The following is a 26,136-nucleotide window of genomic DNA, read 5'->3' as shown; positions in this document are numbered from 1 at the left end:
AAGGTACAGCAAATCCGGATCAGTTCAACTGTTTCAGAATGATACTGGAAAAAATGCACCAATAAACAGAACCTTGCTGTTCATCACAGTCAATTGCGCAGGAACTTCCCGGCAAACCCCTGCAAATCGGGCGCAGGAGATTTTGGATCAAAACAGCAATGGTCAAAGTCCTGCAACTGCGCAACCCGCGCCGGTGACGGCCCATCGCGTCGCAGGATTGAAGCCGCAGCCTGACGCACACCATGGGCACTTCCGTTTCTGGCACAGGCCCTGAGATCCCGCGCCAGAGGATCAAAGGCCGCAAAGCGCTGCAACGCCTGTAAACCGGTCAGCTTGTGACCAGACATGCCCACCCCCACAGCGGCTGCGAACACGATTAAAGCCAGAACAAGCGCCGGCCAACCTGGCAACCGGGCGGCGGTGGGAGCAGGAGGGGGTGCCTCCGCGTTTCCACTGTTTGCGACGACACCATAGGCCACACGCTGCGCCGAGATTGTGACTTCGCGCGCCTTGCGCGCGACGGTGTCAAAGTAACTGAGTTGCAGGGGTTCCACGATGCCCGACGTGTCGTTGCCGGGCCGAATGGTCCAGCGCCAGAAGGCATAGGTCACCGGACCTTCCGGTGTCAGTTCCACCAGCCGTTTTTCCGGATGGGCAAAGATCATGGCGGAAGGCGAGCGCAGGTCGGGCATAGGGGGGACCATCTCGGGCGTCGCCCCCAGCGCCTCAATCCGGATCACACGCAGAACGCCCTCACCCGGCGACAGCTGATCCGGTGCGTTCGACCATTGGTCCGAGATTTGCAGGTTACGCACAGGAAACCACCAGTCCGCCACGACCGGCGCTTCGGCGACCTCGATGGTCAGCGGTTCGGACTGGATGTCATGTTCGAACCAGTCGTCACTTTCATCCGTCAGCGTCAGACTATGGGTGAACCGGCCAATGGTCAGTTCACCGGACCTGACCGGGTAGACCGCCATGCGCCGGGTGAAAACCTTGAAGTTTCGCCCGTTGATCCGTTCCTCGGTCCAGTGATCCGGTCCAAGCTGCGCCCAGCTGAAACCATCGAAATCCGGCTGTATCAGCTTTTCCCGCGTAATATGACGCCGATACACTCCACGAATGGTAATCAGGATCATTTCGCGTGTGAACGGCACAACGCTGCTGTCCTCGACCGTCACCTCAATCGACAGTTCCGATGGCAACACGGTTTTCGATTGCGCCAGGGCCGGAAAAGGGAAAAACAGCCAGACAAGAACCAACCACTTCATTGCGGGTCCTCCGGTTCCGGCGGTGAAAGCCCCAGTTTTCCGCGGCGTTTGTGTTCCTGCGCGATCCGGGCGGCCATAAATTCCCCCGGGACGTCGGACAATTGGTTGAGCCACCGTTCATCCGCCACCATGAACTTGTCGTCAAAGATACGCCGCACCCCAAGTCGCCCGCGACTGTCCAGTTCCGCCAGCCCGAGCATCGTGTTGGAATTGGTGACCTCGCTGCCGGTGCCTGCCGCACGCGCATCACCGTGCGCTATGAAGCTGTCCGCCTGAGGCCCGGTTTTTCGCTCGGGAAACAGGCCAAGCGCTTCGTGGTCGATCTGCAGACCTGCATAAAAGGCGGCGACAACATCGAAATTGGCCTGCGCATCCGCATCGCCCGTCACAATCGCCTGATCATAAGCCTCCAGCGCGGCGGCAATGCGACCGCCATGAACCTGAGCATTCCCGAGGTTATACAACGACCCCGCATCCTCAAAGGCCTGCGCCGCCGCATCGAATTCGCCCGCCCGGTACAAGGCCACACCCTGCCAATCCGGGTCTTCAAACAGCCGGGCGGCAACCGTATTCATCCCAAGCGCCAAGGCGACCCGGCCAAACGGGGCCGCGCCACCCAGTGCAATCGCAAAGGCAATAAGGGCCGCACTGAAGACCGCGAGCCACTTCATGCCCGTTCCCTCCAGAACAGCAGCAGCATCGGGAACAGCGCGAGGAACAGCAGATACCGCCCCAGATCGTGCCAGAAGAGCACGGGGAAATCCGACTTCTCGAGCCGTGTCGCAGCGTCTTCCGACAACCACCCCCCCAGATCATCGGTCTGATCCAATGTGAAAACCGCGCCGCTGCCGACGCTGGCATGGGTCTGAATCTGCGCAGAGGGCTCCTCTAGCGAAACCACGGACACTCTGACACCGCGATCAGCCAGCGCTGCGGCGGCCTGCAGCGAAGCCAACCCCAGACCTTCGCCATCGGTGAACAGAACCACATCACCGGCCAGAATACCGGCCTCATCCATCCGTTGCGCAGCCAATGCCAGCGCGCGTTCGGGACGCGAGCCTTTGTCCGGCACGGTATCGGCATCAATCAGAGAAAAGGTCTGGCCCAATTGCCGGTGATCGGTTGTCATGTCGGTCGCGACATAGGCGTCGCCGGCAAAAACGATGATCCCGCCGGGCCGTGACTCCAGCGCACTGACGCCAAATCGCCCCATGGTCAGCATTTGCGGCCAGCCGGCGTTGCCTGACACACTTGCCGACGCATCGACCAGAAACAAAACCCCGTCCAGGTTTCGATAGGTCTCGGCGCCGCGCCGTTCGACCGCCGGGCTGGTCAGGGCAATCACGCAGAGCCCGGCAACCGAAAGCTGCGCCATCCGCGTCAGGGGCATGGACGCCCCTTCGATCCGGCCAATAACCGCCATCGCCTGCATCAACGCGGCGTCAGCGACCTTGTCCCACGTGCCAAATCCACGGGCGCTTGACAGCACCCACCAGGCCAGGCCCGCGACAACCGGAACAGCGAGCATCCAATATGGTCTGAGCAGACTGAAATCCGTTTCCGTCATCCCGACTGCCTCCACGCTGCCAAAAGCGCCAAGGCTGCGGCCAGCGCGGCGGGCCAGGTCCAGTAGTCTCGATAGACCTCGGCGGTCAGGCCCGCGCTGTCGGTGGCTTCCAGTCGATCCAGCGCCTGTGTGACCTCAATCAGATCATCGGTGGTTTTGACGCGAAAGCTTTCTCCGCCCGACACCTGCGCAATGGCGCGCAAGGTTGCCGCGTCGACAACGCCCCGCTCACCTACTGCAGCGCTTTCCAGATCTTTCGGCCCCAAGGCAATGGTGTGGACACGCACCCCCATCCCGGCGGCCAGTTCCGCGACACCGCGCGGATTGGTGGCACCGGCATTGTTCACGCCGTCCGACAGCAGAATGACGACCCGAGATGCCGCCTGACTGTCTGCCAGCCGTTTCAACGCCAGTCCAAGACCGTCCGAGATGTTCGTCGCCCGCCCCGAAATGCCAATGCTGGCTGCTTCGATCCGGTTGGCCACAGCTTCGGTATCGAAGGTGAACGGGGTGGCGAAATACGCCTCGGACCCAAAGACAATCAGCGCGACCCGGTCCCCTGCCCGACGTCTGGCGAAATCGGCACCCACAGTCGTGACCGCCTCAAGCCGTGTGATCTGACGGTCATCCAAAAAAAAATCGTCCCGCACCATTGATCCGGACAGATCCAGAACAATCGCAAGATCACGGCCCGAGACTTTCAGCGCGCTCACCGGTGTCAGTTCACGCGGGCCGGATAGCCCAAAAACCAGCAGGACCCAGATGGCCCACAATACCGCCTGATCTGCGAACCTGTGCCTGCCGGGATCATCGCCTGCGTTTGCAGCATCAAGCATCGCGCCGATACGTTCGGGAACCGGGAAGCCGCGATCCAGCATGGGCCGCGAGTTGAGAACACGCGCGATCAGCAACGGGGCAGGCAGTAGAAGCAACACCCAAGGATCGGCAAGCTCAAACACAGCGCGCCACCTCATCCTTCAAGGTTGCTAGACTTGGCCCGCCGTCCGGGCGATAGAGACCCTCTGAGAGTTCCGAATATCGTTGGGGGTTCTGCTCGCGAAGCTGGTGCAGCAGCGCCACCCTGAGCCGGTCTTCCGACCAGCCTGTGACGTCTTCAACCTCGCGGCCCACCCGGGTCGCGGGCCGCCGGGTGCTTAACACCCGCAACACAAATACGACGCAGATGGCAGTAAGGGCCGACAGGCCCATGACCACCGCATAGTCCGCCCAAACGCCACCTGCGGCTTCCGCAGGCAAACGTATGTCCCGCAGGCTGGCCAGCATTGTGCTGTCGGACATCACCGTTTCGCTCATGCGGCAATCCTTTCCGAAAACGCAAGCGCAATGCGTTGACCGGTCTCTTCCACCGGATCGCTTGCGTTCAGAACAAGCGCCTGATGGGTGCCGATGTTCTGATACAGCAGATCACCCCCGGTTTCGGTTCCGGTCAGATAGACGCGTTTCTGTCGCCCGTCGGGCAGGCGCATGGGATACCAGCCGCGCGGCATGTCATGGGTCTTGCTTTCGGTGATCAGAATAAGCCGCAGGCTGCGCCGATGGGCGATCCGGTCCAGCCGATCCGCCAAAGCGGCATCCGGCGTATCAAAGCCCGAGGCGATAATGACCTCTGACCCGGATCGGGTCAGGCGTTCCACACCTTCCAGCGCCTGTTCCAGTGATCGCGCGTCATCCCGAGCGCTTTGTAGCGCTGTCAGGCTGCGCCCATGGGCCTGCACCAGTCCGCCGATCACATCCAGCATGCCGCGCGTTCTGCCGCGCGGCGGAATGATGACCGGCGCCCCGGCCGTAATGGCCAACAGACCAACGCGCCCGCCGCTTTCAATCAGGTGCCAGCCGATCAGAACCAGCGCCTCGGCGGCGGCAACAGATAGAAAGGCCCGCCGTAACCCCCAGAACATCGGCGCCCGAAAATCGGCCACCAGCAGTGAGACCCGGTCGCGTTCTTCCTGAAACTGGCGCACATGCAGCCGCCCGGTGCGCGCGGTTGTGCCCCGGTCCAGATGGCGGATGTCGTCACCGGCCACGTATTCCCGCGCATCTGCCACCTCAACGCCCTGCCCGCGCTTTCGCGTCAGGAACCCTCCGGGCAAGGCAACCACAGGCGGATCGGCCTGGGTCGTCAAAGCCACGCGCCGCAATGCGATCAATGCGTCCGAGGTCAAAGTCACACCGGCATGAGACAGAACGGCGGTCACAACGGTTCGACCGTGTTCAGAATATCCGCAACCAATCCGCGCGGCTTGCGACCATCCGCAACCGCGCGCCAGGTCAGAACCATCCGATGGGCCAGCGCGTCAGGGGCCACTGCCGTCACGTCCTCGGGCAAGGCAAAGTCACGGCCGCGCAGATAGGCGCGCGCCCGTGCCGCCGACGCCAGCGCCAGCGAGCCGCGCGGCGAGACCGCATGTTCTATGTGTTCGGCCAGTGGCCCCTGGCGTGTTGCGGATACAAGGCGCACGATGTAGTCGCGCAATTCCGGGGCCACGTGCACCGCGCGCGCCTCGGCCCGTGCGGCCCGCAATTCCTCAAGCGTCATGCGCTGCACGCCGGGCGGGCCGTCCTGCGTTTCGGAGATGACCAGATCAAGTATCTGCCGCTCGGTCTCCACATCCGGAAGCGACAGGACCACATGCAGCAGGAACCTGTCCAACTGCGCCTCGGGCAAGGGAAAAGTCCCATCATGTTCGATCGGGTTCTGGGTGGCTATGACCAGAAACGGATCGGGCAAAGCGTGGGTTTCATTCCCGACGGTCACCTGATGTTCTGCCATCGACTCCAGCAAAGCGGACTGGACCTTGGGCGGGGCCCGGTTGATCTCATCGACCAGCACCAGAGTGTGAAAAACCGGCCCGGGAACAAATTCGAACCGGCCCTCCTGCGGCTGATAGACCGGCGTCCCGGTCACGTCGGATGGCATCAGGTCGGGTGTGCATTGTATGCGGGCAAAGCTGCCTTCGACAGCGTTCGCCAACCATTTGACAGCGCGGGTCTTGGCCAGACCGGGTGCGCCCTCGACCAACAGGTGGCCCCCTTCGAGCAGCGCAATTAGCAGGCTTTCGACCAGATGCGCGTGCCCGACAAGCCCTTGCGACAGATACCCCGATACCCCCGCAATCGCGCGCGGCGGGTTTTCAGGCCGTGTGTCCATATGACCTCCCCTGGGTTCCGATGGTACTGGACCCAAATACAGGCTAACCGGAGTCCCCTGCCCCGCAAAATACACCCGATGGTATTACCTGGAAACCTGAACGGCGCGGGTGCAGCCCTCGTCGAACAGAGACGCAAACTGCGGGTCCGTCAACGTTTTGTCGGTTTGCGCCCAAAGGCGATCATATTCGTCGTCGATATATTCGATGAACCCCGGATCTATGGTCTGATCCACCGGCGACTGAGCTACCGCGTGCAGCATGAACACATCAAAGGCGCATAGCCCGCCGGGGTTGGAATTCAGCAATGCCCGCATGAAAGCGTGCGAGTTCCATGGAAACCGGTGCAGGTTCACCGGCGTTTCCTGCAGCTTCGACAAAAACCCGGCTGTCCTGTCGCTCAGCAGAATGTCCATTCCGAACGTGTAAGACTGGAAAAGCTCTTCCAGCAGGATCGACTTGTGGAACGCGGTCTCCAACAGGTCGGGCCGGCCGTGCGCCGGTTGCCTGACCACGATATGTGTCCCCTGACCGCGATGGCCAAAGAAGGTTTGCGCCATCGCCGGAGATGTCACCAGATATCTGCGCCCGGCAGGCAGGCCAAGTTGATGGGTCTCGCTCAGCCAGTCCAGATCCGAAGACAGTTCCCGTTCCGGAGGATATCCCGAGTACAAGCGCAGAACCACAGTCCGCCCGGTGCCGCAATTGCTGGCGGACCGCCCCGCATAACGCATCGGCGTGGGATGGCCATAGCTGTGCTTCAGCAGGTCCCGAAAGGTGTTCAGTACCGCCAGCGTCTGCGGATGCGGCCGTTCCCCGACCACGCACAACGAGGCTCCGGCAAGGTCCCGCCCATTGATATGTACCGGAATGGCCATGTCGCGACCCAGCATCGTGGCGCGAAGCTCGTATCCCCAGCCGCGCCGGGCAAGCTCAAGGTAATCCTGCTTCTCGGCATGAAGCTCCCCGGCGAAAATCAGGATCGCTGCTATCTGAAGGATGAATCGCCGCACGCTGTACCTCTGAATTTTCATTCAGCGTAGCCGGAGTTCTGCATATATCCAAGTGTGCCAGGTATTCGAGCCGGTGCGCCCACAGTGCGCATAAAGTGTTAGTTTTGCATTTTACCTTTCGGAGATTTCCGGAGGCAAATTATATCCGATAAGTACCCCTTATCACTTGTGATTGATTTTGCGGGGAAATGGGCGCAGAATGGGTACATGAAGCCCCCTGCCCCATACCTCCCCGCCGCCGCCCCTGCCCTTTCGGACACGGATCAGGAGGCGCTGACAGATCTCTATGTGCGCGGCACGCCGGCCAATACGCTGCGCGCTTATGAGCGCGACCTGCTCTATGTCACTGCCTGGAAATCCGCACGCTTTGGCACGGCGCTGGACTGGCCGGAATCCGAAGCCACCGCCCTCGCCTTCATTCTTGATCACGCCCGCGATCTGAATGACGCACCAGAAACGGATGTAGCGCGCGAAACCGCAGAAGCGCTGATTGCTCAGGGGCTGCGCAAGTCCCTCATCTGCCCTGCCCCGTCGACGCTGGACCGGCGCATCGCCTCCTGGCTGGCGTTTCATCGGATGAAAAACCTGACCAGCCCGTTTGGCACGCCGCAAGTCAAACAGGCCCGATCCAAAGCCCGTCGCGCCGCGGCCCGGCCCCCTGCCCCGAAATCGCAACACCCGATCACCCGGGATGTGCTGGAACAGCTGCTCGCCACCTGCCGGGGGTCCCGCCGGGATTGCCGCGATCGCGCCATCCTGATGCTGGGCTGGGCCAGCGGCGGCCGCCGTCGGTCGGAGATCACCGGACTGAGGCGCGAGGATGTGTCGCTGAAGGAATTCAACAAAACAGGTGTGGTCTGGCTCTCACTGCTTGAGACCAAAACCACGAGCAAAGGTGAAACCCCACGGCTGGTGCTCAAGGGTCGCGCTGCTCAGGCGCTAGTGCATTGGATCGAGGTGGGCGGGATTAACGACGGCCCTTTGTTCCGCCCCGTTTCCAAAGCCGACCGGGTGCTGAAACGCCGCCTCAGCCCGGATGCGATTTATCAGATTGTCCAGCACCGGTTAACACTGGCGGGCTTGCCAGAGGGGTTTGCCTCGCCGCACGGGCTGCGCTCGGGCTTCCTGACCCAGGCCGCCCTAGATGGCGCCCCGATCCAGGCCGCCATGCGCCTGTCGCTGCACCGTTCCATGGCACAAGCGCAGAAGTACTATGACGACGTCGATATCGCAGAAAACCCGGCGACGGACCTGTTGGGGTGAGAGAAACTGATTCAATCGATACGCGACATCAGCACTTGTTGGTTCGCAGTGAAGTTTTTGCTTAAGACCCGCACTGGAATAGAATTCATTCCACAACAAATTTGGCGGGTACAGGGAACCCGTTGCCGGAGGTGGCCCGCCCTACCCTAGCAAGTCGGTTAGCCTGTCAGCACCTATCAAGAAAACCGACCGATTAAGCTTTTTGAACATCGTGAGGCAAATCTTCTGCAACTCGAGCACGACGTGATCGCATGAAAGTACCTGTGGCAGAACTTATTTCGATAAAGAGTGCAATCTGACCGAACTCAGCAACCGCAAAAATCGAAATCCGAGACCGATTTATACCGGCATCCTGCAACCTCAAAGCGCTTCCTAACTGCCCAATGGAAACATGAGTTAACAGCTGTTAACTTCAGAACATTTGTGCGGGCCTCGCAGTGACCCACAAGTTATTGATTTTTCTCTTGACATGAATCGGAATACGAGTGCCTAAATGTACTCAAGTTGCGCAACCATACAAAAATGAGCAGGAAAACTGCAACTATGCTACAGACCACACCCATTGCTGCGACGACGCAGTCTCACGTTACACGTGAAATTTCTGATCGTCTACAAGTTGCACTTACTACACACCTGACTCAGGCGTATTCGCCAGAGTTGTCAAAGACCCTCCGCCTCTTCAGTGCAACTGAGGTTGCCGACCTGTTTGGTACAACCGGACAGTACCTGCGAAAAGGCCATGCTGAGGGCTCACTGCCGGAGCCAGAAGTCAACAAGAATGGCCGGCGCTTTTACTCTGGGGCTGAAATCAAAGCGATGCGCCAGATCCTTGAAGGTAGCTCCAGAAAGCCGGGCAAATACCTACCCGGTCGTCGCGATAGCGACCGGCTTCAGGTTATTCAACTTATGAACTTCAAGGGTGGCAGTGCAAAATCCACTTCAGCTATTCACCTATGTCACTATCTTGCGCTTCAAGGTTATCGTGTTCTGGCTATCGACCTTGATCCACAAGGCAGCTTAACTGGATTTTGCGGAATACAGCCCGAGATCGAGTTTGAAGGAAATTCGATTTATGATGCCCTTCGATACGAAGACCCAATCCCAATGTCCGAGTGTATTCGGGACACCTACTTCCCCGGACTGGATCTTTCTCCTGCCCAGTTAATACTGTCGGAGTTTGAAACAGAAACCGCCGTCTACGCCCGCAAAGGCATCCCTTTCTTTAATCGACTCTCCAACGCTATCGAGTCAGTAGAAGAAAACTATGATGTGATCATTATCGATAGCCCGCCTTCGTTGGGGTTTCTAACGCTGGCGGGATTGTTCGCGGCGACCTCAGTAATCGTACCACTGACACCGAGCATGTTGGACGTAGCGTCCACGCAGCAATTTCTTGAGATGACTTCAGCTTATCTGGAAGAGTTTGAAAACTCCGGAATTCCGATAGTCCATGACAACTTCCGGTTCCTCATAACCCGAGACGATCCATCCGATACTCCGTCTCAGCAAATTGTCAGCCTGATGCGGGCGCTGTTTCAAGATCGGGTGATCGGAGCAACTGCGCTGCGAAGCACTGCTATTGCCGATGCTGCAATGCTGAAAATGACAATGTATGAAGTTGTTCGGTCAGAAATGACGCGGTCTACTTATGACCGTGCACGATCTAGTATGGACGCCGTGGGACACGAAGTTTCAAACATGATTCAAGCCGCGTGGGGCCGTTGAAATGGCACTTAAGCAAAATAAAACCAGCATGGCTGCAGCGATTGCAGCTGCAGCCGGAAACCCACCAATCCCACCTACAAAAACGGAACGCGCCAACGCGGCACTTCCTCGCGGCACCATAGCTTCGGTCCGTGTTGGTGCTGGTGGTATCCAAGACATCGATACCTCGCTTATTTTGCCCTGGGGCCCAAGAGATAGGCTTGGGATCGAGTTAACACCTGTTAACTCCGAGGCAGAACCAACAGTCGATCCAGCTGTTCTGGAACTGGCTGAAAGCATCCAAGACGCAGGAGGCCAACAGGTTCCTGTCCTCCTGCGTCCGTCTGAGGAAGCGGACGGCCACTTCGAGGTTATTTACGGCCGCCGCCGCATCCTAGCTTGTCAGTATCTAAATCAGCCTGTTCGCGCTTTGGTGCGCGCGTTGGATGACAAAGAGGCGCTTCAGGCAAAGGGTCTGGAGAACTCTTCTCGTGTTGACCTCAGTTACTACGAGAGAGCCCGGTTTGCGCGAGAGATTCTAAACCAAGGATATGATCGTTCTGAAGTGATCACGGCACTGGCCATCTCAAAAAACACGTTGTCGCAATTGGAGCGAATTACAAACGATATTCCCGATGATCTTGGCGATATGATCGGCCCAGCACCGAGATCCGGGCGGCCCAAGTGGACGGCACTCGCCGATGCGTTGCGAAAAAAGATGATAACAGCGGACAAGGCTAAGAAGCTCTTGGAGACGCTCAACGCAGGTAGTTCAGACGATCGGTTAAACGGGCTTTTAGGCGGCTTGGCTCGTAAGAAAGAAGCACAAGAAATCCGACCGGCACCCGACGTTGTCATTAAGATCAGCAATTCAACGGTGAATATGACGATCAAAAGAGCAGGGGAAAATGAAGCCTATTCACGTTGGCTTTCGGACAACCTTTCTCAAATAGTTCAGGAATCCTACGAGCGCTTCAAAGAAAACGCCGAGGAGTAAGCGAGTTAACAACTGTTAACTCTACATGAGGCAACGAGCAAAGAGGAGAAAAGCAAAAAAGAAACCCCCGAAACCTAAGGCTCCGAGGGCTAAAAACCAACTAGTGGTTATAGATTTGACACCTAAACCCTAACAGCCCGCGAATCACGAGACAACAAAAAACGCCTCTGGGTGAACAGGTTTTCTTTGTCTGCTGACATAAACTCATGAAAACAGTAACAGCATTGGCTCCAAACGGAGCAACCTTGTCGGGAACGGCAGGGCAGGGGGGTAATACGCCTAAAAAATGGATGCTACTTCGAGCCGTTGAGGAAGCCCGAGAACCGCTTGGGCTTAAATCCACGTCTCTCAATGTCCTGAGAGCTATGGTTTCCTTTATGGACGGAGATCAGATTTCTTCGGATCAGGATGACCGTCACATCTGCTTCGCTTCCAACGCGGCAATCGCCAAACGAACCCACGTTAGTGTTCAAACTGTTGAGCGCCATATCTCGGCGTTGGTTGAACTTGGGCTTATTCGTCGCGTCATGAGCGCAAACGGCAAACGTTGGGCGCGCCGGGACCGACAGGGCAGGGTGGTTACCGCAACTGGACTGTCCCTTTTGCCCTTGTCTGAAAAGTATGCCGAGTTAATCCAGGAAGCCCAGAGTCATGCTGATCGCGCTCTCGAGTTCACTTTACTCCGCGACAAAGTATCGGCCGCTCTTGCTAGCCTCAGAAAACTCGTAGCAGACGACACGGCGATTTCAGATTTGATGGCCACCGTACGCAATGCTCTGCGTCGCAAACCAGATGCAAATGTACTAGGCAACCTTCTGGCGGAAATCTCTGTGGAAATCTCCCAGATAACACAAGCAGATACAGAAAATTTGACGGCCAATGACCATGAAATTGAGGGGCATAAAGAGGACTCTTTGAATCCGATAGTTAAGAAAGAAAAACATTTTCAGATTCAAGTTTCTCCAGATCAAATGGAGCGCAGCTTTCCACGCTTGTGCTCCGAACTTCGCCTCGCCCGAGATCAGACGCACTGTGACCGTCTTATGGACGATATCGCCGAATACCTACGACTTGGTCAGACTTGGTATGCTATGAAATCGACACATGGCCCAGCTCTCCGTTTCATGGTTTTGGGATATATTTTCCAACGAGCGGAGAACATAAAATCTCACCAGGCCTATTTGAATTCTCTGATGTCAAAGATCGATCGGGGAGACATGCAACCAACCGCATTGTTGGTGCAAAAATCAAAATAACCGCGGACGAGCAGGCCGTACTTATGAATACCCATCTCGCTTATGAGTTCAGAGCAACAGATGAAGTTCATCCCATCGATCTATTGTGAATAGAATGCGGATGTATTACATTGTACTACACAGCGGAAACAGGTGATTGCGATGAGAACCAACCCATATTCAATCCGTCTTGATGAAGACTTGAGAAAGTCTCTGGAACGAGAAGCTGCGATAGAAGATCGGCCGCCTGCGCAGCTCGCTGTACGAGCAATTAGAACGATGTTGGAATCCAAGGCCGCAAAGCGAGCAGCCATTGATGCAGCTGTTGAAAAAGCAGATCTAGGTAAGTTCATCACGGCAGACGAAATGAATGCCTGGATAGACAGCTGGGATACCGAGAATGAGCTCTCTGCTCCGGTCGCAAGCGGGCAATCCAATAGCCAATGAAAATTGTATTTCTCGAAGATACGGCCCGGGACATTCAATGGTTCCGCTACTACTACACGTCAGTTTTTCCTGAAGGCAGCAAAAGGGCACGAGCACAGCTCAAAGCCATTCAGCTTACTCTTGCAGCAAACCCGTATGCAGGTCACCCAAGTGACACACGCCAAGACGTACGGGAGCTTTCAGTACCGCGAACCCCATTTACGCTAATCTATCGTGTAATGCCCACTCAGATAGAAATTCTGCGTCTATGGGATACTCGGAAGGGCGCGGATTACTGAAACCGGGAGTTTAAAATTGGTGGCATCAGCCGCGCAGGGTAGGGGGTAAGAAATCGAACTTATTCTGCTATTCGACCTCTAGCTTCTGCACAGACGGGCGGGAAGCAGAAGTTCGCTGCGAGTGCAAAGATTATCTCATCGGGAGCCAAGAGCAGACCTTTGTCTGTCCATCACACACCCATTCGGTATCGATGAACTTTGTTTTGATCTCGTCTGGAGGTTCGTCCACTTCACAACCAACGCACCTCCTTCTTGGAAGCGCATGCCTCTGAACGAGTTATTACAAACCCTATAGAAAATCGTCAGGGCTTGGCGGGTCCTGACCAACCTGCAGCTATCATTGCACTGATCAGCTCTTGAACTGGCTGTGGGTCTACAAACACCCGAGCCTTTAGTTTTTCGAGGGGGAAGCTTGGCCAAGTGTCCGAAAATACTCTTGCAAGCCGCTGTGCCTCAGCTTGTTCTCCGTTCCTCCAGTGGGCTGCCATAAGGTAAGCTGCGGAAATTGGTCCGAACGGCCCACCGCGAGATATTGTTTTATCAAACGTTCGGATTGCGGCAGCATAGTCTCCCGTGTGGAACTGAGCCGCACCCAATGCGTTGTCAAAAACTAGCCCTCCACCGTTTTGGGCCAGTGCTCTATATCTCACTGATTGCGACAGAACCCGATCAAAATCGGACGTGTAAAGGGAGATCAGGGCGTCGAATTCAGCAACATGTGAATCATCGGGTGCCAAGTCTACGGCCCTTTGGGATAATCCAACCGCGCTTTCATAATTGCCCACCCCAAATTCAAACCAGGCCCGAGCTGAAAGCGACCATGCTGCATCCGGAGCCATTTCCAAAGCATAAGCACTATTCTTGTCGGCCGCGCGCAAAAACTCATTTGAACTTGGACTGCCGGATTTCATGATGGCGAACATGGTTTCGACCTGAGAAGCGCCTGCGTACCCCCCGTAGAACAACGGGTCTCGTTCAATTGCTGTTTGAAATATCAACAACGCAGGTTGAAGGCGTGCCAAATCTGTAACCGGGAAAATTAGATCCCGGCCTGCGTTGCTTAGGTTCATTGCTTCGACGCGGGCTGGAGACACGTCGTAGATCGCAGTTTTGCCAGTTTTTGGAGCAACAGATTGCAAACTGCGGCCGATCAGAACGCCGGTTAGAATACCGGCTACTAGAATTGAAAGCGAGATAACGACCAAGGTAACCCGTTGCCTTACGCGTAAGCTTTGTCTGCTTCGATCGGAGCCCGACAAAAATTGTGGTGCGTAACTTCCGACAGGCAATGAGATTACCAGTTCGTCAGCGGCCCCTTTACTTTCATAATAAGCTTGGAGCTTTCGCCGAACACGTCCGGCATCCACACGCACGACACCTTCGCGTTTCAATAGCTCATCCGCCTCGTAGCCATAAATATCCATTGCAATGGTCTTAGCGCGTATCTCGTCGGAACGACCCTCCAGTGTTTCTGTCACAACGTAAGACAGGAATGATCGCATGCGGGCGGATCCTTTAAATTCATCCGACCCCAGAACCTTATTTAAAGCGACACGCACCTGCTCGCTCGAGAAGTGTTGAGTACCAGTCTGATCCTGATTTCCCACGCTGACGTTCAAAAACTATCCTTTCACAATAAGGGTTTGACGTCATGATGTTACCGTAGCATGCGACTTGAAACGTGCAATACATATTCTGTTGGATGCATGCATAGAGAATGAATGCCTATAGGGCGCTGCCAATGACGGATGATGAATTCTTTGAATCCCAATTTCCCGAAGCGGGTCGTCTGCTACGGGACCTACGAGAAAAAGACCAAGAGTTTGATCGGATGTGTCGCGACTACAAAGAGGTTTTCGCGGAATTGGCGATGCCGCCAAATTCGGAGTCAGTTCTGCAGTTGCGATAGCTTGCCGATCTGGCAGAAAGCATTTCGGACCTGCGCGGCAGTATAGAAGGACAGCTGCAGGCTCAAGGCGCGGGTGCGGAATCGGTACGGGATAAAGATTTGGAGGTTTGACATGAGACTTAGATACATCTTGCCGGCGTCGTTGATTGGTGTCGGCTCCGTGCTTGCACAGGAAACCCCCATTGTTCATGACGGTGAGTTTGAATTCCTCCGCGCGCAGTTTGGTGAGGCATGGGATGCGCAAGACGTTGAAATCAACGCCAAGCTGGCCGAAATTCGTGCGACCAATGGTGGCAAGCCTCCGAATTTTCTCTACGTCCTAATCGACGACGTCAGCTTCGGTCAGATGGGCGACCGCAAGATGAACTACGTCATGGGGATTGAGACACCCAGCATCAATCATTTGGCCACCGAAGGTATGTCGCTGATGCGCATGTATACCGAACCCTCCTGCACTCCGACCCGCACAGCCATGTTGACAGGGCGCCACCCAATTCGCGCAGGTGTGGAAGAGGTCAAGGTGGCTTTGGTTGGCGAGGGCCTTCCGGCCAGTGAAGTGACACTGCCGGAGATTCTGAAACAGGTCGGCTATAATACGGCGCATGTCGGCAAATGGCACCAAGGCGACATCGAACAATCGTACCCCCACAATCAGGGGTTTGATTGGGCCGCATTTCCACTCCACCAGCAAGTACAGCTGAGCCTCATGACCCCCGAGGCAATGCGGTCCAACACCATGCTCGGCTATGTGCCCGAGGGGCAGAACAATCAGTTCCTGCTGGATGAACGGTTCAAGCCATACGGCCTTGTCACCGGTGTCGAGGCCGAAGCCGGTGGACCCGCCCAGGAAGTAGAAATGTCAGCCGGTGAAGTGTGGACGCAGACCAAATATGAAGAGATGAACGAACGATATCAACGGCAGGCGTTGGAGCAACTTGAACGCGTCGCTTCCGAGGATGCGCCATTCTTCTTACAATACTGGCCGCTTTACCCGTTGAACTTCGTCTACCCGGATCAGGCAATTTCACGAAATGGCGGTTTTCATGCCGACAAGCTGCAACTGCTTGATGGTTGGATCGGAGATCTTTTGGCCAAGCTTGAAGAATCTGGCAAAGCGGACAACACAATTGTTGTTTTGATGGCGGATAATGGCCTGATGTATCACTACGAAGGCTCATCCGGTCTGAACCAGCTGATCTATCGCGGTGGCAAAACCCAGCATCTTGAAGGCGGCGTAAGAACCGATGCGTTCATTCGCTGGCCCGGTGTGATCGAAGCCAACAGCGCAGCCGGTGACATCTTTCACGTCTCAGATATCTTCACCACGATGGCGCGAATTGCCGGAGCCACAGACTTTATCCCAAGGGACCGCGTAATAGACGGCATCGACCAGACGGCCTTGCTGTTGAACGGCGAGGGAAATGGGCGGCGCGACTATGTCTATATCTACGAAGGACCTGTCTTGCGCTCGGTCGTCAAGCAGGAGTTCAAGATGCATCTTCCTGCCCCCGGTCAACCCGGCGCGGCTGCTCCGACTTATAATATTTATAGGGACCCCCGAGAGGAACACCCTTTGGTGGGCTACTCGCTTTGGGCCGGGGCATCTTTTCAAGATATGATCAAGCGTCACCAGAAGATGATCGCCAAGTATCCGCATTCAGAGATTGGCAAAGGTACACCTTATGAAGGCATTGAAAACCTGCGCCCGGAATCCGAACTGACCCGCGACGTATTCACGAGTTGGCAGTGAGATCACAAATTTAGTAATTATTCGAATATATCGATGTTACTGATGGTAATCACATCGAAGTCAAAAACCGAAGCTCGGCTTCGAACCCTGGGGGAGATGGAATGAAACTACAATGGCTTATGGTTTTGTGTGCAGGCATTGCCGCCCCACCTTTGCAGGCTCAGGACGACCCTATTCAACACGATGCTGAGTTTTATATTCTGCAAGCCCAACGCGCGGAACAATGGGTGCAGGATGACGCTGCCGTTGATCAGGCTTTGGCCGCTTTTCGTGACGGCAACAATGGGCAACCCCCAAATATCGTCAGCGTTCTGATTGACGATATGGGCTTTGGCGATATGGGTATACCCGAGCTCAACGCTGTCCGTGGGTACGACACTCCGAACATCAACGACTTTTCGGACGAAGCGTTGCGTATGGTTCGGATGTATACTGAACCGTCCTGCACCCCGACTCGCGTGGCACAAATGACCGGCCGCTTGCCCGTGCGTATGGGAATGGGTGATACGACCGTCGATATCGCTGGCTTTGGATTGCCCGATAATGAAGTGACGCTGGCCGAAGTCTTGAAACAGGCAGGATATGCAACCAGCCACGTCGGCAAGTGGCATATGGGCGATATTGCCGAAAGCTGGGCAATGAATCAGGGTTTTGACTATGCCCAGCACGCCATCCACCAGCAGGGCCAGCTGACAATCTTTAATGATGATGCGATCAAAGAACAGGTCTCGGTCGCGATCCGGGACTATGAGGATAAATACACACTGGACGGCTGGTTCCGACCGGATGCCTCGGCGATGATGACCGTCATCGAGGGCGAGACCGGCGGCGCCATTCGCGAAATCCGCATGGAAGCCGGAGAACGCTGGAACGCCGAAAAATACGACGAAATGAACCAGGCGTTTCAGGATAAAACACTTCAGGAACTGGAACGCCTTGCAACTGGGGACGCGCCCTTCTTCCTGCAATATTGGCCGATGATCCCGCTGGACAATACCCGCGCCGGCCGTGACGGGCCGGAAAGCGCGAATGGCGGCTTGTATGTCGACAAGATGCAGCTACTGGATCAGTGGCTGGGTGATCTGTTCGCGCGCATGGATGATCTAGGGCTCAGCGAAAACACCATCGTTGTGGTTATGGGCGACAATGGGCATTTTACCAAATACGCGCCGCAATCCGGGTTTACCCCACTGATTTACGCGGGCGGTAAAGGCGACACGACTGAAGGTGGCGTGCGCGTGGACGCCTTCATCCGCTGGCCGGGCATGATTGAAGCTGACGGGTTGTTAAACAGCATCATTCATGTTTCGGACCTGTATACCACGATCTCGCGCTTTGCCGGGGCGGATGGATTCATCCCAAGGGATCGTCTGGTCGATGGTGTCGATCAGTCGGCGGCGCTACTGTTCGCGGATGAATCGAAAGCGCGACGCGATCACGTGATCATCTATTCGGTCGCGAAACCCGAGGCGATCGTTAAGGATCAGCTTAAGCTCAAACTGCCGGGACCCGGCGAGAGCGCAATTTTAGCAAAATTCTTCGATCTTTACCGCGACACCCGCGAAGAATACTCGGTCTCAACCGAAGTCGGGTCTTGGGGTGGGCAGGAATTCGTACGTATACTGGGCCGCCACAAGGCGCGGAAAGAGAAATACCCCGATACTCCGCCCGCCTACGGCATGCCTTATGAGGGGATTGAGAACATTCGTCCCGAGACACAGCAAGCCGTTGAAGCTTTCATGATCAAGCGCGCGTCGCCCCAGAAGTAGGCCTGTTCTTTCGTAATGAACCGCGAAGGACTGTAATCACCAAAATCGAGGATCTCAGCATGGTTGGTAGCATAATTTTCGCACTGGGATTGATCGTGTCACTCGGAATCGGGTTTGTCTATTTCCGCGACCTTGGCGATGTCTCGCAAATGCTGCTGAAAGTAAAGCGCGAGAATATGGTGCGCTTTATCCGGCATGAATACCGCCTGATTGGCATTGGCCTGGGCGGATTTGTAGTGGCAACCCTTGCACATTTCCTTTTGGGGGGCGGCCCTTTCTGGCTTTGGCTTGTAACGGCTGCGCTGACCTTGCTTCTTTATGGGTTTCCCTATGTGTGGGTGCATTTGGGCCTGAGAAACCAGCTCAACGACGCCCAGTATTTTTCTATCGAGGAAGCGCGAAAATATGTCGGTCCAACAGCGCCAGTCATCGTCATCGAACACAATGGTCACGCGCGCGCGCACCCGGATGCGCAGATCATGCGCCCTCATTTGGCGGGCGATGTAGATGGGCTGGGGGGCGAGGATGTGGTCATGACTTACTGCGCGATGGCCAATCTGGGTCAGGGGTACACACCGCGAATAGAAGGACGGCGCCTGAACCTTGAGGTTCTGGCCCAGCATGGCAACAACTTGATACTGCGTGACAACGACACGGGCGATCCGATCCAGCATATCTACGGTTTTCGCGAGGCGGATCGCGACCCCAACTCCGAGGGTCCTGCTTGCCCTCTCCGGCCCGAAGCGCAAATGAGGCCTTGGCCCACCTTTCGAATGACATTCCGCGGGTTTCAGAAAGCCTATCCAGAAGGTGAGGTGTTTCTGAACAAACCATCCACGAACCCTTTGCTGCGTCTGCTGGACATGATGACCGAGATCACCTTTGGCTGGGGCATCGGACGCCAACATCAGGAAGACGCTCCTGTGATGGACAACATGGATCGTTCAGACCACCGGTTGCCGAACAAAACCTACGTCTGGGGAATTACGATTGGTCAAGATGTCGCTTGCTGGACCGACGATTTCATCATCGAGAACAACTGGATCGTGACCGCCAAAGTCGGAGGACGGGATGTCGTGGTCAGCCTGGATCCGAAATATGAAAGCTTGGGCGTTTGGTATAACGACTCGGGTCAACCGGTGGCCAAATGCGATTTCTGGGGTCACTCGGATCAGGGTCAGCTAAAACGTGTAGAAACCCTGCGCGCAGGCGTATTCTGGCACGTTTGGTCCGAGTTTTTCCCGAACACAGATATCAATCGCGTCGGCAACAGTTCGATGGCGACGGAAGAAGCTGCGGAATGAAAATCAGGACCACACAATTTCAAACCAACGACAATTTATTGAAACTTGTATGTTTGTCGGGAGGAACAGAATGTTTTCGTCACTATGGGTGAAAAGTTGCTTATGCGCGGCAACGCTATCGGCATCGGCAGCCACAACGGCTGCGGCACAACAATCCGATTGGTCCTACGAGGCCACGATTTATCTGTTCATGCCGGAAACAGAAACATCCTTAAGCACCCCCATGGGGACACTGGACGGTACACTCAGTTTTTCTGATGCATTGGAAAACCTAGATTTCGCCTTTATGGGAGCGTTCTCGGCCACCGACGGACGATGGCTTATACTTGCAGATTACAACTACACAGATTTGTCGTTCAGCAACAGCACTCCCGGCCCCGCCAGTTCGGGCCTCGAGACATCATTTACCACGCAATACCTAAGCGGTTATGTCGGCTACCGAGTGTATGAAGCACCAACTATCTCGGTGGATGTCGCCGGAGGGTTCCGGTGGTTCAGCACTGATACAGAGTTCACCCTTCTCCCTGGCGCGGCACCGGGGAGGACAACAACCGCCGACGACAGCTGGACCGACCCTGTCATCGCCGCCAGAGCACGCGTCCGGTTCTCGGACAAATGGTCCGGCACCGGTTTCGTCGACTACGGAGGTTTCCGCAGCGGCAGTGAAACATGGCAGGTTCTGTTGACCGCCGAATATGCCATCAACAACAGATGGCTGATCCGCGGCGGCTATCGCTATATCTCGTTTGACCATGAGATCGACGGTAGCGATTTTACATTTGATCAGTCAGGGCCAGTGTTAGGCGCGACTTATCGTTTCTAGAATTCTTTATTGGTGAACTCGAGACTGGGTTGTGATGTTACGAACATCGTTTGATTGGCGCGAGTAGACTGCAGAAAGTTCTAGAGAATCATATTCGCTGTGTCCTCAGATTTGTCTTCGTGTCTGGCACCAGTTCTTGAACCCCAGCATCGATAGCTGGTTGGAGTTTGTTCTCACTCTAGAAATCAAGCGATGAATGAAGCAAGTCTAAGTCGCGATGCCACTTTCAACCGCAGAGTGAGAATTCACCTCGGCTGGCTTTCGCAACTACAGCGAATGGCTGCAAAGCGGGCTGCGACCGCAGCATTGAAATATGTAGGCCAACGGCAGCTCAGGGCCGGTTCTACCCAATGAGCTGACAGCGGAGCAGGGAACTGTGCTGCAATGGCGCCGAGGTCCGGAATGAGCCCAATATGTCGATTGCCGCGTGATCAACAGATGTCTGGTCAGTGGAACTAATTTGGACGGTTCAATTGTTTATTAGCTTCAAGAACCCCAATGGCCAAAAGTCTGCGACAAACGCTTCAAAACCTTAACGAAAGACATGACATGCCACCGTCCAGCTTTGCACAGTCGGTATTGTCGATTTCAACGACCGAGTACCCTTCCTGATCCAACATCTCTGCTGTGCGCGGGAAGCCAGCGGCCATCAACACCAAATTGTTGAAGCGGATTGCGTTGGCGGCTGCTTCTTCGCCGTCGGCTACATACAATACCCGGTAGCCTTCAAAGCAACCCGATGCATCCAATCGACGGGTCGACAGGATTGTCTCGGCATCCATCAAGGAACAATCTGTCTTGAAGTGCAATACACCTTCAGGGGTGAACACTTCGCGCAAGTTATGGCCCCAGTCCGAGGTGATCTTAGCGAGTTCGGCGACACCATTTGCATCCGTGCGGTCAGACCGACCCACGAGAATCTCGCGACCAGTCACAAGGATATCTCCGCCTTCAATATGGCCCGGACCTTTGATTTCGAAGACCGTTTCATAGCGTGCTTGAAGTGTCGGTGCCATTTCGGCCACTTCACCCATTCGCGAAGGCGCGCCGGGTCGCAACAGCACAGCACCTTGCGGAAGGCAAAGGGCCGTATCTTCGACAAACTGCGCGTCAGGGAATGCGTCGAGGGGCTTAAGTTCGATTACCTCAGCCCCAGTGCTTTTCAGGGCAGCCACGTAAGCCATATGCGCTGCCACCATCCCGTCGAAATCTGGGTTGCCGATATCTTTTGCGCGCAATCCGCTGGCAATGGTTGGGGCCGGGCGTCGGGTGATGGCGCGGGAAAATTCAAAGGTTGGGTCTGACATGTTTCAATCTTTCTGAGGTTCGAATGGCGGAGCGGAGACTTCGATCATTGCCGGCCCGCCCCGGGCGACAGTTTTGCGCAACGCCTGCGCGATGGTCTGCGGTTCGGGTGGAACCGTGGTGAATGGAATACCAAAGGACTTTGCCATTGCAGCAAAATCGGGGGGCGAAGGTTCACATCCGATGTCGGTCACGCCCACATCCTGCATCGACGTGGCAATTTCCCGGTACCCGCGATTGTTCCAGATCACGAAGGTAATCGGCAGTTTTTCGTCTACCGCCGCCATGATCTCAGGCGATGAAAACTGCGCGCCTCCGTCGCCGGTAATACATATAACCCGTGCGGTTGGATCGGCGATCGATGCGCCGATGGCTGCAGGTATCCCATATCCGAGAGCACCATATCCCGTTGCTGAATTGAACCAGCCACCTGCGCGGTCATGATCGTAGAAAAGATTGCCCGCATAAATCGGTTGAGTTGAGTCACCGACCATGAGCGCATTCGGCGCGGTAGAGCGAATTGCATTCAGGATTTCTACCTGATCGCGATAACTCGCACCAATCTCCTCCCAGGCGGCTTTGCGTGTTTTGTTGGCTCGTTCGGCTCCGCCGTTTTGCTTTGCTTCATGCGGTAAAGCTTCGGATAGAGCCCCCACAACCAAGTCAACGTCACCTAGAATGGTAAGCGTTGCGTCATGACGGGCCAGTTGATTGGCGCACCGATCAACTCGGATAAGGCCCGGCATTTTAGCAAATTGGCCTGTGTCGTACATATCGTAGTCGGTCGGCCCCAGCTCGGTTCCCAAAGCTAGTACGCAATCGGCGCTTTCTATCAGTGAACGAACCGCGTTCAGACTGGGGCTGGCTGGAACGGTCAGAGGATGCCCGTGTATCAAGCCGCGCGCATTTACAGTCTGCACCACGGGGGCATCCAGCGCTTCGGCCAATGCCCGTAGACCGGGCCCTGCACGTTTTGCGCCACCACCCGCCAGAATGACAGTTTCCTTTGCCTCAGTCAGTTGCTTCGCAGCCTTCGTGATCTGTGCTTGGTTGAACGAGGGCTTTGGGTCGAATGCCTCAACTGGCGTTTCTTGATACTCAGAAGCCGCGATATCCAATGGAATCTCGATATGCGCGGGTCCCGGGCGACCATCTGTCAGGCTGTGAAAAACACGGTTCAAAACCGGGTCCAGCGCTTGGGTGTCAGCAACTTGTTCTGACACCAACGCAACTGTTCTGGCCAGCCCCAGTTGGTCTGGCAATTCATGCAGATGTCCCAAGCCCTTGCCAAGTGAAGCGGTTTTATTGACACCAGAGACCACCAACATCGGAATTGAATCAGCGCGCGCCTGCGCCATGGGCGTCAGCGTATTGGTCAACCCGGGGCCAGTGATCACAAAGGTCACACCTGGTTTCCCCGAAACACGCGCATAGCCATCAGCCATGAAACCGGCACCCTGCTCGTGCCTGGGCGTAACATGACGAATGCCCGAGGCCGCAAGCCCGCGATACAGCTCAACCGTGTGAACGCCCGGAATTCCGAAGACGCAGGTCACATCTCTTTGGCGAAGCTTGGCAACCAAAGCTTCACCGATTGTCATTCCGCTCATGCAACCTCGCGTGATTTGCTGTTGGCGTGATCAATGATGCGAGAAACCGCTGTGGCAAAATCGGCGTCACTAATCGTCAGCGCGACCCGGACCCAGTCTTTCAGACCGTTGCCAAAAGCGGACCCTGGCATGACAGCCACCCCGGCCTGCAACAGATCCCACGCATAATCTTCGCCATCAAACCCGGTGGCAGAAACGTTGATGAGGGCGAACATTCCCGCCTCTGGGCGATGAACCGTCAGATCCGTTTCTGCTTCAAGACGATCAGCCAGCAGGGTGGCGCGGCCAGAGAAACGAGCGGCCATGCCGGGCGCAACCTCGGACCCGTCGCGGATTGCCTTTTCGGTCATGTCCGCGATGAAGGGCTGATTGCCAAAGAGCATTGTTTCGGAATACGGCAGCAGCGCTTCACAAAACGCTGCTGGTCCGACACACCAACCGCTACGAAACCCTGGGGCAGCATGTGATTTCGAGATGGATGATACACCTATGACACGATCCGCCAGTTTCGGGTCTGCCAATGGTGAAGCAAATTCGGCCTCGTCAAAGATCAGATCTTCATAAACTTCGTCCGAGATGATCCACAAATCATGCGCTATCGCGAGTTGTCCGATTTCGGCAATTTCCGTAGCAGTCAGGATTGCACCTGTTGGGTTATGGGGCGTGGTTAGAAGAATGGCGCGGCTGCGCGGCGTGATCCGCGCCGCGATATCTCCGGCCTGCATGCGAAACCCGTGCTCTGGATGCAGTGGAACGGGAACCATTTCCGCACCCGAGGCGCGTATGACCCCTTCGTATGTTGCGTACATCGGGTCACCAACCAGAACTTCATCACCTGCCTCAGCAACTCCAGCCATCGCTGTGAACAGGGCGGTTTGTGTCCCGGGAAAGCAGAGAAAGTTCTCGAGTGAAAAAGCCCGCCCGCGAGAGGTTGAATAGCGCACGGCAAGCGCGTCGAGCAGTCCAGCTTCACCGCGTCCGTTGGAATACCCTGTCCGCTGCGCACGTAGTGAGGTCACGGTGGCCTCGACCAACACATCGGGCACAGGCACATCCGGTTCGCCAATCGTCATCTCGACGATATCCGCGCCGGCTTTGATAAGGTCGCGGGCTTTTAGATGTACGCCCCACTTGGCGCCACCCAGGCCTGCTAACCTTTCGGTCACTGATGTGGTTTTCATGGCTGCTCCACCTCTTTCGTCAACGGAATCCCGACAATAGCGCCGACAGAGTCCAGTCCGATCTGTGCCAGTTGTCCTTCGGAAAAGGCATCCGGAAGCGCACCCCCTTCCAGCCAGAGGCCGTCGATCACCGCGTTACAGGCAATAGCCAGTTGCGTTGCCTCCGACGCTGCGACCGAGCGCCCGGTTTCTTGCAATGCGGCAACGATCAGCTCCTCAAGGTGACCCCGGAAATAGTCATAGGTCTGTTGGTGAATGCTTTGCATTTTCGGATCATTCTGCACCTTGTTCAGAAAGCCAGCCCACAAGGCTACGGCGCTTGGATCAACGATCGGTGGTCGCAGCGACGCGTCAACGAAGTTTGTCAACTGAGATACCGCGCTTCCCGTTCCTGACGAAGCCGCTGTCTGATCGGTCAGCGTATTCATGTGGTGCTCATACGCAGCCTGAACCAGTTCTTCCTTTGAAGAGAAATAATGGCGGATCAACCCTTGGGTCACGTTCGCGCGGGCTGCAATCTCTCGTACGGTGGCCCCGCGAACACCCATCTCAGCTATCAGGTTCAGAGTCGCCAATATCAGCGCCTCGCGCCGAAACTCGGCGGACTCACGTGTAAACTTGCGGATTTGGTCCTGCACGTCCGGTTCATCCATGGCTGGGTGTTATTATACACTTGCATAATTGCGATTTTCGAGGCTTACTGCAAGCGGAAATCAGAAGATTGTTGGATATGGACACAGCCGAAGCAGCAACATCCCCACCCGAAGCAACTGCGTCCAATGAGGCGATTAAGGTTGAAGACCTGCACAAATCCTTCGGTTCGCTAGAGGTTTTGAAGGGCGTGTCCCTGACAGCTAACAAAGGGGATGTTGTTGCCATCATCGGAGGATCAGGCTCTGGCAAATCCACCATGCTGCGATGTATCAACTTCTTGGAAACGCCGAGCTCGGGCAAGATCACCATCGGGGGTGAACTGATTGAAATGCACGCCGATGGCAACCCCGCGAACCGGCGACAGATCGAACGTATCCGCACCCGGCTGGCCATGGTTTTTCAGCAGTTCAACCTGTGGACCCATCGCACGCTTCTGGAAAACGTGATCGAGGTCCCGGTGCATGTGCTGAAGGTGCCTAAGGCTCAGGCCATCGCGCGGGCGCATGAATTGCTGAAAAGGGTGGGCCTCGGCGATAAGGCCGACACCTATCCGGCCTATCTGTCGGGCGGCCAGCAGCAGCGCGCCGCCATCGCGCGGGCGCTGGCGGTGGACCCGTCGGTCATGCTGTTTGATGAGCCGACTTCGGCGCTTGATCCCGAACTTGTGGGCGAGGTTCTGACCGTGATCCGCGATCTGGCCGCCGAAGGCCGCACCATGCTGCTGGTCACGCACGAAATGAAGTTCGCGCGCGAAGTTGCCAGCCACGTTGTCTATCTCTTCGAGGGCCGCATTGAAGAGCAAGGTCCGCCTGCCGAGGTTTTCGGTAACCCAAAATCAGAACGGTTGAAGCAATTCCTCAGCTCGGTCGCTTGATTCAGTCAAAACAAA

General features: G+C 56.0%; 24 protein-coding genes. 11 read left to right on the top strand and 13 right to left on the bottom strand.

What is annotated here, in order from left to right; genetic code table 11:
* Nucleotides 1-89 precede the first annotated feature (89 nt).
* The 8 genes from ACR0NF_RS20410 to ACR0NF_RS20375 form a co-directional block, all read right to left on the bottom strand.
* Nucleotides 90-1,271 carry a hypothetical protein gene (locus tag ACR0NF_RS20410; RefSeq protein ID WP_480473320.1) on the bottom strand — a complete coding sequence of 394 codons (1,182 nt, stop codon included), beginning with the start codon at nt 1,269-1,271 and terminating at the stop codon, nt 90-92.
* On the bottom strand, nt 1,268-1,942 hold the full coding sequence (locus ACR0NF_RS20405; RefSeq protein WP_480778857.1) for a hypothetical protein: 675 nt from the start codon (nt 1,940-1,942) through the stop codon (nt 1,268-1,270). The genes ACR0NF_RS20410 and ACR0NF_RS20405 overlap by 4 nt, the downstream gene beginning before the upstream one ends.
* Complete coding sequence (locus ACR0NF_RS20400) at nt 1,939-2,838, bottom strand: VWA domain-containing protein (RefSeq protein WP_480472971.1); 900 nt, start codon at nt 2,836-2,838, stop codon at nt 1,939-1,941. Before ACR0NF_RS20400 ends, ACR0NF_RS20405 begins: the two co-directional genes overlap by 4 nt.
* Complete coding sequence (locus ACR0NF_RS20395; RefSeq protein ID WP_480472969.1) at nt 2,835-3,797, bottom strand: VWA domain-containing protein; 963 nt, start codon at nt 3,795-3,797, stop codon at nt 2,835-2,837. Before ACR0NF_RS20395 ends, ACR0NF_RS20400 begins: the two co-directional genes overlap by 4 nt.
* Complete coding sequence (locus ACR0NF_RS20390) at nt 3,790-4,152, bottom strand: hypothetical protein (protein ID WP_480472967.1); 363 nt, start codon at nt 4,150-4,152, stop codon at nt 3,790-3,792. The genes ACR0NF_RS20395 and ACR0NF_RS20390 overlap by 8 nt, the downstream gene beginning before the upstream one ends.
* On the bottom strand, nt 4,149-5,054 hold the full coding sequence (locus ACR0NF_RS20385; RefSeq protein WP_480778856.1) for a DUF58 domain-containing protein: 906 nt from the start codon (nt 5,052-5,054) through the stop codon (nt 4,149-4,151). Before ACR0NF_RS20385 ends, ACR0NF_RS20390 begins: the two co-directional genes overlap by 4 nt.
* Nucleotides 5,051-6,007 (bottom strand): AAA family ATPase, encoded by a 957-nt coding sequence (locus tag ACR0NF_RS20380; RefSeq protein WP_480472963.1) that lies wholly within the window; start codon nt 6,005-6,007, stop codon nt 5,051-5,053. The genes ACR0NF_RS20385 and ACR0NF_RS20380 overlap by 4 nt, the downstream gene beginning before the upstream one ends.
* An 84-nt stretch (nt 6,008-6,091) precedes the next feature.
* Nucleotides 6,092-7,018: a hypothetical protein gene (locus tag ACR0NF_RS20375; protein ID WP_480778855.1), complete on the bottom strand. Its 927-nt coding sequence runs from the start codon at nt 7,016-7,018 to the stop codon at nt 6,092-6,094.
* Nucleotides 7,019-7,225: 207 nt separating this feature from the next.
* Between ACR0NF_RS20375 and ACR0NF_RS20370 the strand changes: the two genes are divergently transcribed.
* The 6 genes from ACR0NF_RS20370 (at nt 7,226) to ACR0NF_RS20345 (ending at nt 12,942) form a co-directional block, all read left to right on the top strand.
* Nucleotides 7,226-8,281 carry a tyrosine-type recombinase/integrase gene (locus tag ACR0NF_RS20370; protein ID WP_480661033.1) on the top strand — a complete coding sequence of 352 codons (1,056 nt, stop codon included), beginning with the start codon at nt 7,226-7,228 and terminating at the stop codon, nt 8,279-8,281.
* A gap of 522 nt (nt 8,282-8,803) precedes the next feature.
* Nucleotides 8,804-10,006, top strand: coding sequence for a plasmid partitioning protein RepA (repA, locus tag ACR0NF_RS20365; RefSeq protein ID WP_480778854.1), 1,203 nt, complete (start codon nt 8,804-8,806; stop codon nt 10,004-10,006).
* A gap of 1 nt (nt 10,007) precedes the next feature.
* Nucleotides 10,008-10,982, top strand: a complete 975-nt coding sequence (locus ACR0NF_RS20360) for a ParB/RepB/Spo0J family partition protein (protein WP_480778853.1) — start codon at nt 10,008-10,010, stop codon at nt 10,980-10,982.
* Nucleotides 10,983-11,188: 206 nt separating this feature from the next.
* Entirely contained in the window at nt 11,189-12,238 is a 1,050-nt protein-coding gene (locus ACR0NF_RS20355; RefSeq protein WP_480778852.1) for a helix-turn-helix domain-containing protein, read from the top strand.
* A gap of 141 nt (nt 12,239-12,379) precedes the next feature.
* Entirely contained in the window at nt 12,380-12,664 is a 285-nt protein-coding gene (locus ACR0NF_RS20350) for a CopG family ribbon-helix-helix protein (protein WP_480661025.1), read from the top strand.
* On the top strand, nt 12,661-12,942 hold the full coding sequence (locus ACR0NF_RS20345; RefSeq protein ID WP_480668031.1) for a type II toxin-antitoxin system RelE/ParE family toxin: 282 nt from the start codon (nt 12,661-12,663) through the stop codon (nt 12,940-12,942). The genes ACR0NF_RS20350 and ACR0NF_RS20345 overlap by 4 nt, the downstream gene beginning before the upstream one ends.
* A 302-nt stretch (nt 12,943-13,244) precedes the next feature.
* On the opposite strand, the gene ACR0NF_RS20340 is transcribed toward ACR0NF_RS20345, so the two are convergent.
* Nucleotides 13,245-14,549: a tetratricopeptide repeat protein gene (locus tag ACR0NF_RS20340; protein ID WP_480778851.1), complete on the bottom strand. Its 1,305-nt coding sequence runs from the start codon at nt 14,547-14,549 to the stop codon at nt 13,245-13,247.
* 414 nt (nt 14,550-14,963) lie between these two features.
* Here ACR0NF_RS20340 and ACR0NF_RS20335 point away from each other — a divergent pair, with 414 nt between their 5' ends.
* The 4 genes from ACR0NF_RS20335 (at nt 14,964) to ACR0NF_RS20320 (ending at nt 20,497) form a co-directional block, all read left to right on the top strand.
* Complete coding sequence (locus ACR0NF_RS20335) at nt 14,964-16,601, top strand: sulfatase-like hydrolase/transferase (protein ID WP_480660876.1); 1,638 nt, start codon at nt 14,964-14,966, stop codon at nt 16,599-16,601.
* Between the two features lie 101 nt (nt 16,602-16,702).
* Complete coding sequence (locus tag ACR0NF_RS20330) at nt 16,703-18,370, top strand: sulfatase-like hydrolase/transferase (RefSeq protein ID WP_171724060.1); 1,668 nt, start codon at nt 16,703-16,705, stop codon at nt 18,368-18,370.
* 59 nt (nt 18,371-18,429) lie between these two features.
* Nucleotides 18,430-19,674, top strand: a complete 1,245-nt coding sequence (locus tag ACR0NF_RS20325) for a DUF3179 domain-containing (seleno)protein (protein ID WP_171724059.1) — start codon at nt 18,430-18,432, stop codon at nt 19,672-19,674.
* Nucleotides 19,675-19,897: 223 nt separating this feature from the next.
* Nucleotides 19,898-20,497 (top strand): outer membrane protein, encoded by a 600-nt coding sequence (locus tag ACR0NF_RS20320; RefSeq protein ID WP_480473214.1) that lies wholly within the window; start codon nt 19,898-19,900, stop codon nt 20,495-20,497.
* Between the two features lie 524 nt (nt 20,498-21,021).
* Here the strand turns inward: ACR0NF_RS20320 and ACR0NF_RS20315 are convergent.
* Genes ACR0NF_RS20315 through ACR0NF_RS20300 form a run of 4 tightly spaced genes read right to left on the bottom strand, consistent with a single transcriptional unit; the run spans nt 21,022 to nt 25,246 of the window.
* Nucleotides 21,022-21,804, bottom strand: coding sequence for a dimethylarginine dimethylaminohydrolase family protein (locus tag ACR0NF_RS20315; protein ID WP_480473260.1), 783 nt, complete (start codon nt 21,802-21,804; stop codon nt 21,022-21,024).
* Between the two features lie 3 nt (nt 21,805-21,807).
* Nucleotides 21,808-23,412: a 5-guanidino-2-oxopentanoate decarboxylase gene (locus ACR0NF_RS20310; protein ID WP_480473258.1), complete on the bottom strand. Its 1,605-nt coding sequence runs from the start codon at nt 23,410-23,412 to the stop codon at nt 21,808-21,810.
* The gene (locus tag ACR0NF_RS20305) at nt 23,409-24,593 is read right to left on the bottom strand and encodes a pyridoxal phosphate-dependent aminotransferase (RefSeq protein ID WP_480473256.1); all 1,185 of its coding nucleotides are present in this window, start codon (nt 24,591-24,593) and stop codon (nt 23,409-23,411) included. The genes ACR0NF_RS20310 and ACR0NF_RS20305 overlap by 4 nt, the downstream gene beginning before the upstream one ends.
* Nucleotides 24,590-25,246: a TetR/AcrR family transcriptional regulator gene (locus tag ACR0NF_RS20300; protein ID WP_480473254.1), complete on the bottom strand. Its 657-nt coding sequence runs from the start codon at nt 25,244-25,246 to the stop codon at nt 24,590-24,592. The genes ACR0NF_RS20305 and ACR0NF_RS20300 overlap by 4 nt, the downstream gene beginning before the upstream one ends.
* A 77-nt stretch (nt 25,247-25,323) precedes the next feature.
* On the opposite strand from ACR0NF_RS20300, the gene ACR0NF_RS20295 reads away from it, so the two are divergent.
* A complete protein-coding gene (locus tag ACR0NF_RS20295) occupies nt 25,324-26,121 on the top strand; it encodes an ABC transporter ATP-binding protein (protein ID WP_480473252.1) in 798 nt (265 codons plus the stop codon).
* Nucleotides 26,122-26,136 lie beyond the last annotated feature (15 nt).

The sequence above is a fragment of the Ruegeria sp. CF4 genome (assembly GCF_056537345.1).
This window is presented reverse-complemented; position numbering and strand designations above follow the sequence as displayed.

Bases quoted from the DNA above. Each gene is read 5' to 3' on its own strand.
- ACR0NF_RS20410 (WP_480473320.1), bottom strand. From the start codon at position 1,271: ATGAAGTGGTTGGTTCTTGTCTGGCTGTTTTTCCCTTTTCCGGCCCTG.
- ACR0NF_RS20405 (WP_480778857.1), bottom strand. From the start codon at position 1,942: ATGAAGTGGCTCGCGGTCTTCAGTGCGGCCCTTATTGCCTTTGCGATT.
- ACR0NF_RS20400 (WP_480472971.1), bottom strand. From the start codon at position 2,838: ATGACGGAAACGGATTTCAGTCTGCTCAGACCATATTGGATGCTCGCT.
- ACR0NF_RS20390 (WP_480472967.1), bottom strand. From the start codon at position 4,152: ATGAGCGAAACGGTGATGTCCGACAGCACAATGCTGGCCAGCCTGCGG.
- ACR0NF_RS20380 (WP_480472963.1), bottom strand. From the start codon at position 6,007: ATGGACACACGGCCTGAAAACCCGCCGCGCGCGATTGCGGGGGTATCG.
- ACR0NF_RS20370 (WP_480661033.1), top strand. From the start codon at position 7,226: ATGAAGCCCCCTGCCCCATACCTCCCCGCCGCCGCCCCTGCCCTTTCG.
- repA (WP_480778854.1), top strand. From the start codon at position 8,804: ATGAGCAGGAAAACTGCAACTATGCTACAGACCACACCCATTGCTGCG.
- ACR0NF_RS20360 (WP_480778853.1), top strand. From the start codon at position 10,008: ATGGCACTTAAGCAAAATAAAACCAGCATGGCTGCAGCGATTGCAGCT.
- ACR0NF_RS20355 (WP_480778852.1), top strand. From the start codon at position 11,189: ATGAAAACAGTAACAGCATTGGCTCCAAACGGAGCAACCTTGTCGGGA.
- ACR0NF_RS20350 (WP_480661025.1), top strand. From the start codon at position 12,380: ATGAGAACCAACCCATATTCAATCCGTCTTGATGAAGACTTGAGAAAG.
- ACR0NF_RS20345 (WP_480668031.1), top strand. From the start codon at position 12,661: ATGAAAATTGTATTTCTCGAAGATACGGCCCGGGACATTCAATGGTTC.
- ACR0NF_RS20335 (WP_480660876.1), top strand. From the start codon at position 14,964: ATGAGACTTAGATACATCTTGCCGGCGTCGTTGATTGGTGTCGGCTCC.
- ACR0NF_RS20330 (WP_171724060.1), top strand. From the start codon at position 16,703: ATGAAACTACAATGGCTTATGGTTTTGTGTGCAGGCATTGCCGCCCCA.
- ACR0NF_RS20325 (WP_171724059.1), top strand. From the start codon at position 18,430: ATGGTTGGTAGCATAATTTTCGCACTGGGATTGATCGTGTCACTCGGA.
- ACR0NF_RS20320 (WP_480473214.1), top strand. From the start codon at position 19,898: ATGGGGACACTGGACGGTACACTCAGTTTTTCTGATGCATTGGAAAAC.
- ACR0NF_RS20315 (WP_480473260.1), bottom strand. From the start codon at position 21,804: ATGTCAGACCCAACCTTTGAATTTTCCCGCGCCATCACCCGACGCCCG.
- ACR0NF_RS20310 (WP_480473258.1), bottom strand. From the start codon at position 23,412: ATGAGCGGAATGACAATCGGTGAAGCTTTGGTTGCCAAGCTTCGCCAA.
- ACR0NF_RS20305 (WP_480473256.1), bottom strand. From the start codon at position 24,593: ATGAAAACCACATCAGTGACCGAAAGGTTAGCAGGCCTGGGTGGCGCC.
- ACR0NF_RS20300 (WP_480473254.1), bottom strand. From the start codon at position 25,246: ATGGATGAACCGGACGTGCAGGACCAAATCCGCAAGTTTACACGTGAG.
- ACR0NF_RS20295 (WP_480473252.1), top strand. From the start codon at position 25,324: ATGGACACAGCCGAAGCAGCAACATCCCCACCCGAAGCAACTGCGTCC.